At 63.1% G+C, this 16,690-nt stretch carries 14 protein-coding genes; 8 read left to right on the top strand and 6 right to left on the bottom strand.

Going from position 1 to position 16,690, the window contains the following annotated elements:
- Window positions 1-9 precede the first annotated feature (9 nt).
- The gene (locus tag ACPWR9_RS17115; protein ID WP_426299560.1) at window positions 10-471 is read right to left on the bottom strand and encodes a rubredoxin; all 462 of its coding nucleotides are present in this window, start codon (window positions 469-471) and stop codon (window positions 10-12) included.
- 261 nt (window positions 472-732) lie between these two features.
- Between ACPWR9_RS17115 and ACPWR9_RS17110 the strand changes: the two genes are divergently transcribed.
- The gene (locus tag ACPWR9_RS17110; RefSeq protein WP_426299558.1) at window positions 733-1,623 is read left to right on the top strand and encodes a DMT family transporter; all 891 of its coding nucleotides are present in this window, start codon (window positions 733-735) and stop codon (window positions 1,621-1,623) included.
- Here ACPWR9_RS17110 and rsmA read toward each other — a convergent pair.
- From rsmA to ACPWR9_RS17090, 4 genes are read right to left on the bottom strand one after another with little or no spacing between them, the layout of a single operon-like run.
- On the bottom strand, window positions 1,598-2,431 hold the full coding sequence (rsmA, locus tag ACPWR9_RS17105; RefSeq protein ID WP_426299556.1) for a 16S rRNA (adenine(1518)-N(6)/adenine(1519)-N(6))-dimethyltransferase RsmA: 834 nt from the start codon (window positions 2,429-2,431) through the stop codon (window positions 1,598-1,600). The two genes, ACPWR9_RS17110 and rsmA, sit on opposite strands and share 26 nt — an antisense overlap.
- Before the next feature lie 10 nt (window positions 2,432-2,441).
- On the bottom strand, window positions 2,442-3,539 hold the full coding sequence (gene pdxA, locus ACPWR9_RS17100) for a 4-hydroxythreonine-4-phosphate dehydrogenase PdxA (RefSeq protein WP_426299554.1): 1,098 nt from the start codon (window positions 3,537-3,539) through the stop codon (window positions 2,442-2,444).
- A gap of 44 nt (window positions 3,540-3,583) precedes the next feature.
- The gene (locus ACPWR9_RS17095; protein ID WP_426299552.1) at window positions 3,584-4,951 is read right to left on the bottom strand and encodes a peptidylprolyl isomerase; all 1,368 of its coding nucleotides are present in this window, start codon (window positions 4,949-4,951) and stop codon (window positions 3,584-3,586) included.
- Window positions 4,944-7,304, bottom strand: a complete 2,361-nt coding sequence (locus ACPWR9_RS17090) for an LPS-assembly protein LptD (protein ID WP_426299550.1) — start codon at window positions 7,302-7,304, stop codon at window positions 4,944-4,946. The genes ACPWR9_RS17095 and ACPWR9_RS17090 overlap by 8 nt, the downstream gene beginning before the upstream one ends.
- A 212-nt stretch (window positions 7,305-7,516) precedes the next feature.
- Here ACPWR9_RS17090 and ACPWR9_RS17085 point away from each other — a divergent pair, with 212 nt between their 5' ends.
- From ACPWR9_RS17085 to purH, 7 genes are all read left to right on the top strand, one after another.
- Window positions 7,517-8,566: an aminoglycoside phosphotransferase family protein gene (locus ACPWR9_RS17085; RefSeq protein WP_426299937.1), complete on the top strand. Its 1,050-nt coding sequence runs from the start codon at window positions 7,517-7,519 to the stop codon at window positions 8,564-8,566.
- 8 nt (window positions 8,567-8,574) lie between these two features.
- Complete coding sequence (gene murU, locus ACPWR9_RS17080; RefSeq protein WP_426299548.1) at window positions 8,575-9,294, top strand: N-acetylmuramate alpha-1-phosphate uridylyltransferase MurU; 720 nt, start codon at window positions 8,575-8,577, stop codon at window positions 9,292-9,294.
- Between the two features lie 115 nt (window positions 9,295-9,409).
- A complete protein-coding gene (locus tag ACPWR9_RS17075; RefSeq protein ID WP_426299546.1) occupies window positions 9,410-10,741 on the top strand; it encodes an aminopeptidase P N-terminal domain-containing protein in 1,332 nt (443 codons plus the stop codon).
- A 21-nt stretch (window positions 10,742-10,762) separates the two neighbouring features.
- Entirely contained in the window at window positions 10,763-12,142 is a 1,380-nt protein-coding gene (locus tag ACPWR9_RS17070; protein WP_426299544.1) for a UbiH/UbiF/VisC/COQ6 family ubiquinone biosynthesis hydroxylase, read from the top strand.
- A 78-nt stretch (window positions 12,143-12,220) separates the two neighbouring features.
- Window positions 12,221-13,249, top strand: a complete 1,029-nt coding sequence (dusB, locus tag ACPWR9_RS17065; RefSeq protein WP_426299542.1) for a tRNA dihydrouridine synthase DusB — start codon at window positions 12,221-12,223, stop codon at window positions 13,247-13,249.
- Window positions 13,246-13,479 carry a Fis family transcriptional regulator gene (locus ACPWR9_RS17060; RefSeq protein WP_058376120.1) on the top strand — a complete coding sequence of 78 codons (234 nt, stop codon included), beginning with the start codon at window positions 13,246-13,248 and terminating at the stop codon, window positions 13,477-13,479. The genes dusB and ACPWR9_RS17060 overlap by 4 nt, the downstream gene beginning before the upstream one ends.
- 148 nt (window positions 13,480-13,627) lie before the next feature.
- Window positions 13,628-15,193, top strand: coding sequence for a bifunctional phosphoribosylaminoimidazolecarboxamide formyltransferase/IMP cyclohydrolase (gene purH, locus ACPWR9_RS17055; RefSeq protein WP_426299540.1), 1,566 nt, complete (start codon window positions 13,628-13,630; stop codon window positions 15,191-15,193).
- A 401-nt stretch (window positions 15,194-15,594) separates the two neighbouring features.
- Here the strand turns inward: purH and ACPWR9_RS17050 are convergent, their stop codons facing one another.
- Window positions 15,595-16,650 carry a porin gene (locus tag ACPWR9_RS17050; RefSeq protein WP_426299538.1) on the bottom strand — a complete coding sequence of 352 codons (1,056 nt, stop codon included), beginning with the start codon at window positions 16,648-16,650 and terminating at the stop codon, window positions 15,595-15,597.
- Window positions 16,651-16,690 lie beyond the last annotated feature (40 nt).

Below are 16,690 nucleotides of genomic sequence, written 5' to 3'. Positions count from 1 at the left end.
GCCGATGCATCAGAACTGCACCATCGCGAAATCTTCCTTGCCCACGTCGCACAACGGGCAGCGCCAGTCCTCCGGCACATCCTCCCAGCGCGTTCCCGGCGCAATGCCATCTTCGGGATAGCCTGTCGCTTCGTCGTAAATCCAACCGCAAATCACACAGACCCACTGGCGGAATTCCGTTGCCGTGGCGGGCGTTGGTTCGTCATCGCGCACGCCATCGGTCTCGTTGCCGGTGGTGTCATTTGCCCCACGCGTGGCCTTCCCCGGCACAGCGGGATCGAGCAAGGTGAACATCAGCGGCTGATCGGTACCCATCGCCTCGTGTTCAGTGCGCGCGAGATGCGTTTGCAGGGCGGCCAACAGCGCCTGCGCTTCGTCGCGTGTGAGATCGATCCAGAACGGATCGCCTGCCCCATCGTTGAGTCGTGACGGGGAAAACTGGAGTTCGACAGCGGAGCCTTTCGTGTACATGGGGGAATGCAGCGGTGATGAGGCAGTGATGACGCTGCAATGATGCAGCGCTTGATGGACGATGGACGGCAATGGGGGTCGATAGCACCCGAGGGACGTATTTTAGCGACCCGACTGTCCCCGATAAACCCGTCGAACGGGGAGACATTGTGCCGCATGAGGAAACAATGATGACCCTACGGCGCGCACCAAAATGATGCCTGCACGGTGCGGATCGTGGACAATGAGCGCCATCGTCCGCGCCACCCTCTGAGTTAGCCAATGAACACAGCCCCCCGTCCGATCGATGCCACCGCGCTCGCCATCATGGTGGGTTTGTGCGCCGTATGGGGCGGTCAGCAGGTCGCCGTCAAACTCGCCGTCCCCGTGGTGCCCGCCGTGCTGCAAGCGGGCCTGCGCTCGGTGATTGCCACGCTGCTCGTGGGCGGCTGGATGCTGTGGCGGCGTCAGCGCCTCGTCACTGGCGAGGGCACACTGCCTGCCGGCATGCTTGCGGGCGTGCTGTTCTCGCTTGAATTCCTCTGCATCTTCGTCGGACTCACCCACACCACGGCATCGCGCATGGCGGTGTTCCTGTATTCTGCCCCGTGCTTCACCGCGATCGGCCTGCATTGGACCGTACCCAGCGAGCGGCTGCGCACCGGCCAATGGCTCGGCATGGCGCTAGCGTTTTGCGGCATCGTGGTGGCGTTCTCCGACGGCGGCAGTACGAGCCTTGCCACGACGTGGCCGGGCGACCTGCTCGGCATCCTCGCGGGCGTGTTCTGGGGAATGACGACCGTGGTGGTGCGCGCGTCGAAGCTGGCGACGGCGGCCCCCGCCAAGACGCTGCTGTATCAGTTGTCCGTCTCGGCGGTGCTGTTGTGCGTGCTGGCGCTGGCGACCGGCAACGTGCACATCGGAGAGGTCACGACGACCACGTGGATCAGTCTCGTCTACCAATCCATCGGCGTGGCCTTTGCGAGCTACCTCATCTGGTTCTGGATGCTCACGCGTTACAGCGCCGCCCGCCTCGCGTCGTTCTCGTTCCTGAGCCCGCTCTTCGGCGTGACGTTCGGCGTGCTGATTCTCGGGGAATCGGTGGGCTGGCGCTTCGCAGGCGCCGTTGCCCTGGTATTTGCCGGGATCAGCCTCGTGAACCGGCGCCGCTGATCGCGCGTGCGAGCGACACGTACTCGTCCACCGAAACATCTTCCGCGCGACGCGTCAGGTCGAAACCCAGCGCATCGAAGTCGACACGGTCGCGATAGCTGTGCAGCGTGTTGCGCAACATCTTGCGGCGTTGCGAGAACGCTTGCGCGACGACGGCTTCAAACACATCCAAATTCACTTCGGGCAAATCGGCCAGTGCGCGCGGAATCATTCGCACGATCGCCGAATCGACCTTCGGCGGCGGATTGAACGCCTCGGGCGGTACGTCGAGCACCTTGTCCATCCAGTAGCGGTATTGCAGCATCACCGAGAGTCGGCTGTAGTTGCTCGACCCGGCCGGTGCCACCATGCGCTCCACCACTTCGTTTTGCAACATGAAGTGCTGGTCGCGCACTTGCGCCGCAAACCGCATCAGGTGAAAGAGCAGCGGGCTCGAAATGTTGTACGGCAAGTTGCCGACGATGCGCAACGGCGTCTCGTCGCGACGGTCTTCCGGCACCAGCGAACCGAAGTCGAAGTCGAGCGCATCACCGGCGTGCACGGTCACCCGATCGCCAAACTTACGCGTCAGACGCGCGACGAGGTCGCGGTCGAGCTCCACAACATGGAGATGCGCAAGCCACTCGGTGAGCGGTGTCGTCAACGCGCCAAGGCCCGGGCCGATTTCGACCATCAAGTCGTCGGTGCGCGGCGAAATGGCGCTCACGATCGCATCGATCACGCCCGTATCGACGAGAAAGTTCTGACCAAAACGTTTGCGCGCCACGTGGCCCTGTTGGACGCCCGTGCGCTTCGATGCGCTACTCATGTGAAATTCCTTAGGAACGCGGTGGGGTAGCGGCGCCCGTGGGTGCCGTTGGCGCGGCAGCCGCATCGCTTGCGGTGCCTGCGCTCAGTTGTGCGTGGGTGGCCGCATTGGCGGTCATGGCGGCGGCGGTGCGCAGCGCTTCGAGCAGACTACCGCTCTCGGCACGCCCGGTGCCTGCGAGATCGAGCGCCGTGCCGTGATCGACCGAGGTGCGAATGATCGGCAGGCCCAGCGTGATATTCACACCGGCACCGAAGCTCGCGTATTTGAGGACTGGCAGGCCCTGATCGTGATACATGGCCAGCACAGCATCGGCCCCGTCGAGATGACGTGGCTGGAAAAGCGTATCGGCCGGGTACGGACCGCGTGCGTCGATGCCGACCGCGCGCGCGTCGTCGAGCGCCGGCGTGATGACATCGATCTCTTCGCGGCCGAGGTAACCCGACTCACCCGCGTGCGGGTTGAGACCCGTCACAAGAATGCGCGGTCGCGTCAGACCGAAATGGCGCATCAGGTCCTGATTCAGGATCACCAGCGTTTGCAGCAAATCGTCGCGGCGAATGGCGCCGGGCACCTGCGCGAGGGGCAGATGCGTGGTTGCGAGCGCCACACGCAAGCCGCCGCCCGCCAGCATCATCACGACGCGTGGGGTATGCGTGCGCTCGGCGAGGTATTCCGTATGCCCCGTGAAGGCGACGCCGCTGTCGTTGATCGTGCTCTTTTGAAGAGGCGCCGTCACGATCGCATCGAAGGTGCCTGCCATTGCGCCATCGATTGCCGCATCGAGCAAGGCGAGCACGTAAGGACCGTTGGCGGCATCCAGTTGCCCGGGCACGGCCGGCACCGCGAGCGAATGATGTTCGACACGTACGCGCCCTTGCGCCAACAACGCCTGCCACGCGTCGCCAAGGCCGACGGCCTGTGCGCGCGCAGCGAGCAGTACAGCGTCGCCAAGCACGACGAATTGGCAGTGATCGAGTTGGGGATCTGAAGCGGGTGGGACCGACGGTGTCAGGCACTGGACCAGTGCCTGCACGGTCAGCTCCGGCCCCACGCCTGCCGGTTCACCGGTGGTGATGGCAAGGACGAAAGGCCGGGCGGATGTCATACGAAGTGGTGTGGCGGTGTCGGGTCGTCGGTGTCCGGCCGCGCTTATTGCGCTGCCGTGCCCAGACGGTAATCGACATAGGCGCTGTCGCGCAGTTGTTGCAGCCAGTCGCGATACTGCTGCTCAGCCTTGCGGCCACGCAGTTCTTGCATCGCCAGGTTGCGCTCTTGATCACCCGAGACTTGCGACTCGCGATGGCCCAGCACCTGAATCAGGTGATAGCCATACTCCGAGCGCACCGGATCGCTGATCTGACCGTCCTTGAGCTCCGACATGGCGCGCTCGAACGCCGGCACGGTTTCGCCCGGCGAAATCCAGCCGAGGTCGCCGCCCTGCGAGGCCGAACCGTCCACCGACACCTGACGCGCGAACGTCGCAAAGTCGCCCTTGCCCGCTTCGATTTGCGCTTTGATGTCGAGCAGCTTCTTCTGCGCCTGTGCTTCCGACACGCCGTCACCCACGCGAATCAGGATGTGGCGAGCGTGAATCTGCGGCACGGTCATGCCCTGCTCGCCACCCTGCTTGCGGGTTTCGACCAGCTTGATGACGTGAAAACCGTTATTGCTGCGCAGCACCTGCGGCACCAGCGTGCCCGCTTGCAGTTTCTGCACCTGCGTCAGATACAGATCGGGAATCCGTTCGGGAATGCGGAAGCCCATGTCGCCGCCGCTGGTGGCATCCGAGGCATCCGAGTATTGCTTGGCGAGGGCGGCAAAATCGCCACCGGCCTTGGCCTTGTCGAGGGCTTCGTTGGCCTTCTTCTGCGCCGCGTCGACCTGGTCGGCCGAAGCGCCGTCGGGCACCTTCACGAGAATTTCGCTGATGCGGTATTCGGTTTCCGAAGGCGTCGCCGAGGCACCGCGCTGGGCGGCGAGGAACGTGTTGATTTCCGTCTCGCTGACCTGCACCTGACTGTCGACTTCCTTGTCGCGCAGGCGCGCCAGAATGATCTGTTCGCGCACTTCCTTGCGGAACGCGTCCCAGGGCACGCCGGCTTGCAGCAGGCGAGCCTTGTATTGATCGACCGACAAACGGTTGTCGGCGGCGATGCGTTGCAGTGCCTGCTCGACATCGGCGTCCTTGACCACGATGCCGTCTTCCTTCGCACGCTGGAGTTGCACCTGCGTAATGATCATCTGCTCGAGCACCTGGCGCTGGAGCATGTCGGCCTCAGGAATCGGACGCTTGGCGAGGGTCAGCTGGTGCTTGGCTTCCTCGATACGCGTGTTGAGTTCCTTGCGGGTGATCACGGCGTCATTGACCACGGCCACGATGGAATCGACCGCACGCGCGGACGATGCGGGCGCGCCAGCAGCTTGGTTGCTGACCGGTGCCGGCTGAGCCATCGCCACCCCGGCGGCGAGACACAGGCTCGCCAGCAGCGAGGCACGCTTCACAAACATGTCATTCATAGTTGCTGAATCGAGAAGGAGTCTGGTTCGTCGGCGGCGGCTGGTAGCCAGGCACGCCTTGCTTGAAGGCTTCAGTCGCGCTAGCACTGGATTTGGTCAACCCTTTCAACTCCAACTGCGCAAAAACGCGCGAAGTCGTCGTTGTGGCATTGGTCGCATAGCGTTGCACACCGATCCGGAAAGCCCAGCAGTCGGCATCATACTCGAAACCAGCCAGAGCATCGATGAACGACTTGTCGGTGATGCTGTAGTTGATCCGGCCCACGACCCCGAACCGAGGTGTGATCGGCCACTGCCCCGAAAGTTCGATCTGGTTGATCGGCGTCACCGTCAACGCCGTCTGCCCCACCACCGGCGGCGGATTGCGCAGGTAACGGTAATAGATATTGAACACGCGGCGCTCGCCCGGACGCCAGGTGATACCGACGTCCGACCGGTTGAACTGTGACGTGCTCGGGCTGTACTGCACGGCCGTGCTGAACGTGATGTTGCTGTACAGCAGCGCAGAGCCACCGACCAGGAAGTCGGAGACCCCGGCGTTCTCGGGCGTGCCGCCCGGCATCGTGACGAGCGACTGCTGGATGTTGTAGCGCTGCGCGTACCAGACACGTGCCCGTTCGATACCGCTCTCGGCATCGATCAAGCGCGACGTCAGGGCCATCGTCACACGATTGGCATCCTGAATCCGGTCTTCGCCGATGAACGAGTTCTCGCTGAAGATTTCCGCGAGATTGAAGTCAGCGACCGCACTATCGAAAATCGGGATCGAGCTCTGATTACGATACGGCGTGTAGACGTAGAAGATCCGCGGCTCCAACGTTTGCTTCATGCTCGAGCCGAACAACGTGAGCGGGCGTTCGAACGTGAGACCGGCATCGAGGCTAACCGTAGGCACCGTTCGCGTGATCGACGACTGCATCAACGATCCGTTCGGATAGTTGATGTTGTACGAAGCCGCATTGAACATCACCTTCGGCACGATGAAGTAACCCGGCGTCAAAATCGGGTAACTCAGTGTCGGTTGCGCGTACAAGCGATCGCCATCGGGCTGGCCGGTAGTGGCCGCGATGTGGAACCGATTAAACCGAATCGGCATCGTGAAGTCGAAGCCGTGGAAATCCAGCTTGTTATACGTTGCCGATAATTCGGGGACTGACTCGTACTGCGGCGAACTCGGCGCCAGCGTCTGATACTTTAAAACGCGTGCCAGGAACGACCAGTTGCCGTAGCCCCATGTCAGCCCGGCTTCACGGCTATACACGCGTTGCACGCCGGTTTGGAAGTTGGTCCCTGCGCCAAAATCGTCCGGATAAGTATCGTCCGAAACCTTCGTGAAATTAACGTATGCGTTGACACCGTAGTCAAGCTTCTGACTGTGCTGCCATGTAAATGTGTACCGCGCGTCGCCCGTGACCCGATCCTTCGGCAGATATTCGATGTGGAACAACCCGGAATACGTGGGTTCCAGATATCGGAAGTCGCCGATAAGCATCGTGCCGCGCTTGGTCATGAAGCGCGGCGTAATGGTCAGGTCGCGATTAGGCGCGATATTGAAGTAATACGGCTGCGTGAATTCGAAACCCGTTTGGCTCGATTGCGTAAATGTCGGCGCGAGCAAGCCCGAGCGACGCTCGGTGGTTGTCGGAAACGACATGTACGGACTCGCCAAAATCGGCACGCCCTGGAAGAACAAAATGCCGTTGTAGGCCGTGCCTTCCTGCTGTTCTTGATCGAACTCGAACGACGACGCCTTGATGTACCACGCAGGCGTCTTGTCGTCGTCGGTACAGGCGCACGCCGAATAGGTGCCGCGCTGCAAGGTGACGACATTTGCCGCGTCGACATCAGCACGTTCACCTTTGCCGCCACCGCCCGTCACGAGCTGATAGGTCGGCGTGAGCATATAGCCATCGCCCGCACCGGTATACATATGCGCTTCGGGGCCGACAAACGTATTGCCGCCCTGCGACAAATGCGCGTTACCGTGCGCTACGACCTCGTCAGTGTCCTGATCGTAGGTCAAGCGATCGCCCTTCAGGTAGGAGCGCAGCTTGCGCGCCTCGGCATCGCCGTCGACGGTCGCGTCGACATTGGTTCGGCCGGTGAGGTGCATACCGCGCACATACATCGGCACATCTTCGCCCGCGCCCAGAAAATAGTCCGACAGCGATGGCACCGTGCGCAGCACGAGACCGTCGCTCTTGGCGAGATCGGGCGGGGGGGCTTCCTGCGCACCGGCGAGCGAACACCACACTCCGGGCAAGGAGAGCAGCAGAGCCAGTGGCTTGCGTCGCGTGCGCATCAGGCGTCGCAGCGACGAAACTTCATTCGTATGGACTTGTTTATCCGGCATGTACGCAAACAGCGAGACAATCGTGGCGCCGCTTGCGGGGCAGCCAATCCCGCACGTCCAAACGGCATTGCCGGGACATTCGGGACGGTCGATCGAGGTCGAGAATCAGGGCGTCGGGAAAACATGATCGGGTATTATATGGCAAGACGTTTACCGCCCCCATCATGACCGCACAATCTAGCGCCCCCGCGAGTGTTTCCGAGGCTTCCAGCCTGACCGCCAGCCACCTCGCAGATTCCCAAGATTCCCGCTTGAAAGCGCTCGCCACCTGGCTCTCGAGTCTGGCCGAACCGTTCTCGCTCGATATGGCGCAGTGGGCGCCTGCCTCGGCGGACGCGAGCTTCCGGCGCTATTTCCGCATCGGCAGCCATGATCCGGCGCATCCGAGCCTGATCGTGATGGACGCCCCGCCGCCGCAGGAAGATTGCCGTCCTTTCGTGCACGTCGCGCAATTGCTCGACGAAGCGGGTCTGCAAGCCCCGAAGGTACTCGCCGAAGATCTCGCACAAGGCTTCCTGCTGCTCACCGATCTCGGCCGCGAGACCTATCTCGATGTGCTGAACGACGATAACGCCCGGCCTCTCATGCGCGCGGCGCTCGACGCACTGATCGTGTGGCAGAAGCATTCGCGCACCGATGTGCTGCCCGCCTACGACACGGCACTGCTCCAGCGTGAGCTCGATCTGTTCCCGGACTGGTACATCGGTAAGCATCTGAAAGTGGAACTGACCGCTGAGCAGCGCGCTACGCTCGATCGCACCAACCAGTTGCTCATCGAGAGCGCGCTCGCGCAGCCCAAAGTGTTCGTGCACCGCGACTATATGCCGCGCAATCTGATGCCAGGCCTGCCGGGCACCACTGGCCCGGGCATCCTGGATTTTCAGGATGCCGTCTACGGTCCGCTGACCTACGACGTGATTTCGCTCATGCGCGACGCGTTCCTCAGCTGGGACGAAGAACGTCAACTCGACTGGCTGGCCTATTACTGGGAGCGCGCCCGCAAGGCCGGACTGCCGGTCGATGCCGACTTCGGCGAGTTCTACCGTCAGGCCGAGTGGATGGGGCTGCAACGCCATCTGAAAGTGCTCGGCATCTTTGCCCGCATCAACTATCGCGACGGCAAGCCGCGATATCTGGCCGACACGCCGCGCTTTCTGCAATACGCCACCAAGGTGGCCGAGCGCTACGCGCCGCTGCGCCCGCTCGCCCGACTGCTCGACACGCTGACCGGCCAGCAGGCCGACGTCGGCTATACCTTCTGATGCACCCAATGAAGGCGATGATCTTCGCCGCCGGGCGCGGCGATCGTATGCGCCCCCTCACGGACACGACGCCCAAGCCGCTGCTGCCCGTAGCGGGCAAGCCGCTCATTGTCTGGCAGATCGAAGCCCTCGCCCGCGCGGGCTACGCGCAGATCGTCATCAACCATGCCTGGCTGGGTGCCCAGATTGAAGCGGCGCTCGGCGACGGCAGCCGCTTCGGCGTGCATCTCGCATATTCCGCTGAACAGGAAGCGCTCGAGACGGCCGGAGGTATCGCACAGGCGCGCCCGCTGCTCGAAGGGGCGGGCAACGTGTTTTTAGCCATTGCAGGCGATCTTTTCACCGACTTCGATTTCGCTACCCTACGGGCACCGGCTGAACGTATGGCCAAGCAGGCAGCCCCTGGCATGCATCTCGTGATGGTGCCGAACCCGCCGTTTCACCCCAAGGGCGACTTCGCGCTCGACGCCGCCAACCGTTTGCATCTGCGCGAGAGCGCCCCTGCGGGCACGACGCCGCTGACCTTTGGCAGCATCGCGCTGTACGACCTGCGTTTGTTCGACGGCATCGCCCCCGGCACGCGCATGGCGCTCACGCCGCTGTATCAACGCACGATTGCCGCGGGACACGCGACAGGCGAGCGCTTTGACGGCGAGTGGGAAAACGTCGGCACGCCTGCACAATTGGCAGCACTGAACGACGCGGTGTCCGCTCGGCAAGGCCGATAGCCCGCAGACCGTCCCAACAGCATCGAGCCGAATTCGGCGTGCATTGCGCATGCGTGATGCAGCGCTCACCCCCTCGGCAGTAGAATCGCCGAATACGACAACAATGGAGCCCGCGATGACCGATACCCCTTACCGTGCCCGCCGTGAGCGTGTCATCGAGCAAATGCGTCAGGCCGGTGGCGGTCTCGCCATCTTGCCGACCGCGCCGGAAGTGCCGCGTAACCGCGACAGCGACTACCCCTATCGTCACGACAGCTATTTCTATTACCTGTCGGGCTTCACCGAACCCGAGGCCGTCGTGGTCCTCGATAGCCGCAACGGTCAATCGATCCTGTTCTGCCGCGCGAAGAACGAAGAGCGCGAGATCTGGGACGGTTTCCGCTACGGCCCCGAAGCCGCGCGCCAAACGTTCGGCTTTGACGCGGCGTACCCCATCGACGAAATCGACACCCGTCTGCCGCAATTGATGGCCGACGCCCCGGCGCTGTTCTACGCACTGGGTGCCTCGGCACAACAGGACCGTCAGGTACGCCACTGGCTGAACACCGTGCGCGCGCAGAGCCGCACCGGCGTGTCGGCACCGGCCGCCGCCCGCGACATCCGCGCGATTCTCGACGAAATGCGTCTGGTCAAAGATGCGCACGAAATCGACATCATGGCGCGCGCGGGCAAGATTTCCGCCGACGCCCACGTTCGTGCGATGAAGACGTCGCGCCCAGGGTTGCGCGAATATCACCTTGAAGCCGAATTGCTTTACGAATTCCGCCGCCACGGTTCGCAGTTCCCGGCCTACGGCTCGATCGTTGCCACCGGCGCCAACGCCACGGTGCTGCACTACCGCGCAGGCGACACCGAGTTGCGCGACGGCGATCTGTGCCTGATCGATGCCGCTTGCGAACTCGACGGCTATGCCTCGGACATCACGCGCACGTTCCCGGTGAACGGCCGCTTCACGCCCGCCCAGCGCGAGCTTTACGACATCGTGCTCGCCTCGCAGCAAGCCGCCATCGACGCCACGCGCGCCGGCGTCGCGTTCGACGCGCCTCACAATGCCGCTGTGCGCGTGCTGGCACAAGGCATGCTCGACACCGGGCTGCTCAAACGCGATACCGCGGGCAGCGTGGACGATGTGATCGCCGACAAGTCGTTCAGCCGTTTTTACATGCACCGCACCGGTCACTGGATCGGCATGGACGTGCATGACTGCGGCGAATATCGCGAAGACGCGCCGAATGGCGAGCGTCCGTGGCGCACGCTGGCCGCGAACATGGTCACGACCATCGAACCCGGCATTTACGTGCGTCCGGCACCGGACATCGACGAGCGTTACTGGAATATCGGCATTCGGATCGAAGACGACGCCGTCGTCACAGCAACCGGCTGCACGCTGCTCACACGCGACGTGCCCGTCGACGCCGACGAGATCGAAGCGCTCATGCGTGGCTGATCGACGGGTTTGCGTGCAGACATGACGAAGACGGAAATGACACCCGAGCCGCCCGTGCGCCGTTTCGACGTTGCCATCGTCGGCGCCGGCCCCGTCGGCACGACGCTGGCGCTGTTGCTCACCGAGCGCGCGCCGCAGTTGCGCGTCGCGCTCATCGATGCGCGCGGGCCGCAGGCCGGCTACGACGATCCGCGTGCACTAGCGCTCTCGCATGGCAGTCGCGAAATTCTGGCGCGTGCCGGTGCCTGGCCACACACGGCACAGGCAGCGACCGGGGCACGCTCGGACACAACCCTCGCCACCACCCCGATTCATCACATCCACGTATCGCAGGCGCGCCGCTTCGGCAGCACCGAGATCGATTTTCGCGAGCACGGTGTCCCCGCCCTCGGTTACGTAGTGCGCTATGGCGCGCTGATGCGTGCCCTGGACGGCGCGATGCAGCACGCGCCGACGCGCTTCGAGCACTCGCCGCAGGCACCGCTCTCGCAGGGTGCACTCGCACCGGGTCTGCATCACTTCCGCCCCTATCAAGCCATTGCCTTGCGTCAGGATCCGCAGCAGGTCACGATCACGCTCGGCACCACGGCCGACGATCACGCCGAAACGCTGCACGCCACCTTGGCCGTCAATGCCGAGGGCGGCCTGTTCGAGAGCCAAACGTCGCGCCCTCGTGCGCGCGATTACGGACAGACGGCACTCGTCGGGTTCGTGACCTGCGAACGGCCGCGTGCGGGATGGGCGTGGGAGCGCTTTACGTCCGAGGGACCGCTGGCGTTGTTGCCACAGGACCACGGCTACGCGCTGGTGTGGTGCTGCTCGCACGAACAGGCCAAGCGCCGCCGCGACATGGACGACGCGAGCTTTCTCGCCGAACTGCACGCGGCCTTCGGCGACCGCATGGGCCGATTCACCGCGATCAGTGCCCGTGCAGGTTTCCCGCTGGGCCTGAACGCGCTGGGCCATGTGGTCGACGGGCGGGTCGCCGCCATCGGCAATGCGGCGCAGACGCTGCACCCAGTCGCCGGACAAGGGCTCAATCTCGGCTTGCGCGACGCGTTCGACCTCGCCGATACGCTGGTGCGCGACGCGCGCAGCCCGAGTCAGCATGCAACGCGCGCCGATGCCGGAGTTGCCGCGCTCACCGAGGTTTCCGGCGCGACGGGTGCTGCCAGCGGCGTCTTCAGTGTTCCCGGCCCGTCAGCGCTTGCCGCCTTTGCCCGCCGCCGCCGCGCCGACCGGGGCATGACGATCCGCATCACCGACCTGCTCCCTCGCGTATTCGGCATCGACGCCACGCCCGTGGCCGTGCTGCGGGGCATGGCGCTCGCCAGTCTCGACCTGGTGCCACCGCTCAAAACGGCGTTCGCGCGCCAGATGATGTTCGGGCAACGCGGGTAACTCTGCACATTTTTTAGGCGACGGGGACCGGTTTTCGCAGTAAAATGCTCGTTTTTTCCCCCGGCATTTCCCTGCATCGTGCGTATTGGTCCCCACGAACTCCGCAATAACCTCTTCGTCGCGCCCATGGCTGGGGTGACGGATCGCCCATTCCGCCAGTTGTGCAAACGGCTGGGGGCGGGTTATGCCGTCTCGGAGATGGTGGCCTCGAACGCGCAGCTCTGGAAAAGCGAGAAGACCATGCGCCGCGCGAACCACGCCGGCGAAGTCGCGCCGATTTCCGTGCAGATTGCCGGGGCAGACCCGGCCATGATGGCCGAAGCCGCCCGCTACAACGTCGAGCGCGGCGCGCAGATCATCGACATCAACATGGGTTGCCCGGCCAAGAAGGTCTGCAACGTGGCCGCAGGTTCGGCCTTGCTGCAAAACGAGCCGCTGGTCGCGCGCATCGTGTCGGCCGTGGTCGGCGCAGTGGGCGATGTGGTGCCGGTCACGCTCAAGATCCGCACGGGCTGGGATCGCGAACACAAGAACGCGCTGACGGTTGCGCGCATTGCCGAAGACTGCGGCATCAGCATGCTGACCGTGCACGGACGCACGCGCGCCGACCTGTATCACGGCGACGCCGAGTACGAGACGATTGCCGCCGTGAAGGCTGCCGCGCGCATTCCGATCGTCGCCAATGGCGACATCGATTCGGCGCAGAAAGCCAAACACGTCCTCGAAGTTACGGGGGCGGACGCCATCATGATCGGCCGCGCCGCACAGGGCCGGCCGTGGCTGTTCCGCGACATCGAGCTGTTTCTCACGACGGGCGAGATTGCCTTGGCACCGCGCGTCGACGAGATCCAGCAAATCATGAACGAACACCTCGAAGACCACTACGAGTTCTACGGGGAGTTCACCGGGGTGCGAACCGCGCGCAAGCATATTGCGTGGTATTCGCGCGGGCTGCCGGGGGCGGCCACGTTCCGCCAGCGTATGAATACGCTCGACAGCACGCAGGACCAGTTGGCCGCGGTCAACGAGTTTTTCGAACAGCAGAAGGCGCACTCGGACCGTCTCTGCTATGAACAAGAATCGCCGAGGGAGCTATTAGCCGCATGAGCAAAACAAACATAGAACAATGCGTACGCGACAGTCTGGATTCGTACTTCCGCGATCTGGACGGCGCCGTACCACACGATGTCTACGATATGGTTGTCACCGTCGTTGAAAAGCCGCTGCTCGAATTCGTACTAGGCAAGGCCGATGGAAATCAGTCGCTCGCCGCAGAATATCTGGGGATCAACCGCAACACGCTGCGCAAGAAGTTGCAGCAGCACGGCCTGCTGTAGTCGCCCGCGAGGACAGGCGGCCACGTCGATGTGCGCGCCTGTTCTGCCCCGCCGGGGCGTGCGCGTGGAAGGCTCGGTTCGCTGAGATACGTCCCATCGTTTCTGCCCGCCCTATTTGTCCGTTTTTGCCGCTTCACTACCGTCCGTCATGATCAAGCAAGCTCTCATCTCCGTCTCCGACAAGACCGGCATCGTCGACTTCGCCAAGTCGCTCGCTGCACAGGGCGTGTCGATTCTCTCCACTGGCGGCACCGCCAAGCTGCTGGCTGACGCCGGCGTCAAGGTGACCGAAGTGGCCGACTACACCGGATTTCCGGAAATGCTCGATGGGCGCGTGAAGACCCTGCATCCGAAGGTGCACGGCGGCATTCTGGCCCGTCGCGACCTGCCCGAGCACATGGCTGCGCTCGATCAGCACGGCATCCCGACGATCGATCTGCTCGTGGTGAATCTGTACCCGTTCGTGCAGACGATCGCCAAGGACGACTGCTCGCTCGAAGACGCCATCGAGAACATCGACATCGGCGGCCCGACGATGCTGCGCTCCGCCGCGAAGAATCATCGCGACGTGACCGTCGTGGTCGACCCGGCCGACTACGCCGTGGTGCTCGACGAGATGAAGGCCAACAACAACACCATCGGCTACACCACCAACTTCCGTCTGGCGACGAAGGTGTTTGCGCACACGGCGCAATACGACGGCGCGATCACCAACTACCTGACGAGCCTGGGCGAATCGCTGCGTCACAGCGAGCGCACGGCTTACCCGGCGACGCTCAATCTGGCGTACACGAAGGTTCAGGACATGCGTTACGGCGAGAACCCGCACCAAAGCGCGGCGTTCTATCGCGACATCACCACGCCGGCCGGCTCGCTCGCGAACTATCGCCAGTTGCAAGGCAAGGAACTGTCGTACAACAACATCGCCGACGCCGATGCCGCGTGGGAATGCGTGAAGACGTTCGACGCGCCCGCCTGCGTGATCATCAAGCACGCCAACCCGTGCGGTGTGGCCGTGGCGGCAACGCCGTCCGAAGCGTATGCCAAGGCATTCCAGACCGACCCGACGTCGGCCTTCGGCGGCATCATCGCGTTCAACCGCGAAGTCGACGAAACGGCCGCACAAGCGGTGGCCAAGCAATTCGTCGAAGTGCTGCTGGCCCCGTCGTTCACGCAAGGCGCCAAGCAAGTGTTCGCTGCGAAGCAAAACGTCCGTTTGCTGGAAGTACCGCTGGGCGACGGCGTCAACCAATACGACTTCAAGCGTGTGGGTGGCGGTCTGCTGGTGCAATCGCCGGACGCGAAGAACGTTGCCCCGCATGAACTGCGCGTGGTGACCAAGCGTCATCCGACGCCGAAAGAAATGGAAGACCTGCTGTTCGCATGGCGCGTGGCGAAGTACGTCAAGTCGAACGCCATTGTGTTCTGCGCAGGCGGTATGACGCTGGGCGTGGGTGCGGGTCAAATGAGCCGTGTGGATTCGGCACGTATCGCCAGCATCAAGGCACAGAATGCCGGTCTGTCGCTGAACGGCTCGGCCGTGGCGTCGGATGCGTTCTTCCCGTTCCGTGACGGTCTGGACGTGGTGGTCGATGCAGGCGCGACCTGCGTGATTCACCCGGGCGGTTCGATGCGCGATGACGAAGTGATCGCCGCCGCCGACGAACGTAACGTTGCCATGCTGATGACGGGCACGCGTCACTTCCGTCATTAATCACGACGCGGGGTCTCGCATCCCGCTTCGCTGACGTATCAAAGCAAAAGGCCGCTTCGGTTTCGAAGCGGCCTTTTGTTTATGGCGTATGACCGTCATTGCATCGGGTCATCTTACTGAAACAGCGGTGCGGCGGACGAGAGCAGAATCAGACCTTGGAAGGCGTATTCGGCGGCGAGCATGAGGGCGACGGGCATGGTGTTTCTCCTTGTGTTTGGCTTAGCGCGGTGTTGCGTGAGCCGGTGAAAGAAGTATCTCCGTTACGCTCTTTTGCCGAAACTGTGATTAATACAAGTCGGCTTCGCGCCCGGTGCGGTGCCTGACACCGGGCGCGTCCGACACTTCCCGCGCCGCCATCCCCCCGGATTGACGGCGCGCGACGAGACGGTGACGGTGCCGCCTCAGAAGTAGTGTGCGAGGCCAACCGCCACGCCGACCTGATTGCTCCCTGGCACGATGCTCAGCCCGTATCCGGTCACGCCGAGGTTCGAGTTGTTTTGATTGCGCGAGAAGCCGATTTCCGCGAAGAGTTGCGTGCGCTTGGACAACAAGTACGCCGCGTTCGCCGCAAGCAAATACGGGTGCTGATTCGCCGACGTGATGTTGTTGTAGTAAATCGCGCCCGAGAGGATGACCTCCGTCACGGGGCGATATTGCAGCCCGGCGAAGTACAACTCGTTGCGCCCGGCCACCCCCGGCACATTGCTCAGATACCACTGGTAGCCGACGTACGGTTTGAAGTTGCCGATGGCATAACTCGCGCCCGCGGCCACACGTTGCGTTGTGGCGCCTTGCGTCGCGACCGACGTACCCTGCTGCTGGTCGTACACAAGCGAGACGTTGAGCGGGCCGTTGCCATAGCCGACCGACACGCTGTACTCCTTGCCCACTCGCCACTCGCCCGGCACCTGCGCACCGTTGGCAATGGTCGCGTCATATCCGGTCGAGAAAAGCCCACCCACCTTAAAGCCGTTGAAGTTGCCCGCGTACTTGATCGAGTTATCGGCACGGCCAGCGAATTGCGCATCCATCGCAGGCAATGAGTAGCTGTAGTACGACAGCGGATCGAGTTCGAGGAAGGCATCGTAAATGAGGTTCTTCTGGCGGCCGATCGTCACCGCGCCCCACTCGTTCTGAAGCCCCACGTAAGCCTGCCGACCGAACATGCGTCCGCCCTGCTGCAATTGCCCCGTGTCGAGATTGAAGCCCGCTTCGAGTTGCATGATGGCTTTGAGTCCGCCACCCAAATCTTCCGAGCCCTTGAAGCCGAATCGGTTCGGCGCCTGCGAGCCATTGCTCACGCGAAACAACGACGACTTGCTGCCGCTCGAGCTAACGCCCGCGTTGGTGAGGTATTCCAGGCTGTTGTCCAAAATGCCGTAGATCTGCAAACCATCCGCCTTGGCGCAACCCGCCGCAACGGTGAGTGCCATTGCCATCCAAACTTTGTGCTTCATGACATTCCCTATTTTTATGTTGGATTCCAAACTACCTATC

The organism is Pandoraea pneumonica, assembly GCF_049918595.1.
In the GTDB taxonomy this organism is placed as follows: Bacteria; Pseudomonadota; Gammaproteobacteria; order Burkholderiales; family Burkholderiaceae; genus Pandoraea; species Pandoraea pneumonica_A.
This window is presented reverse-complemented; position numbering and strand designations above follow the sequence as displayed.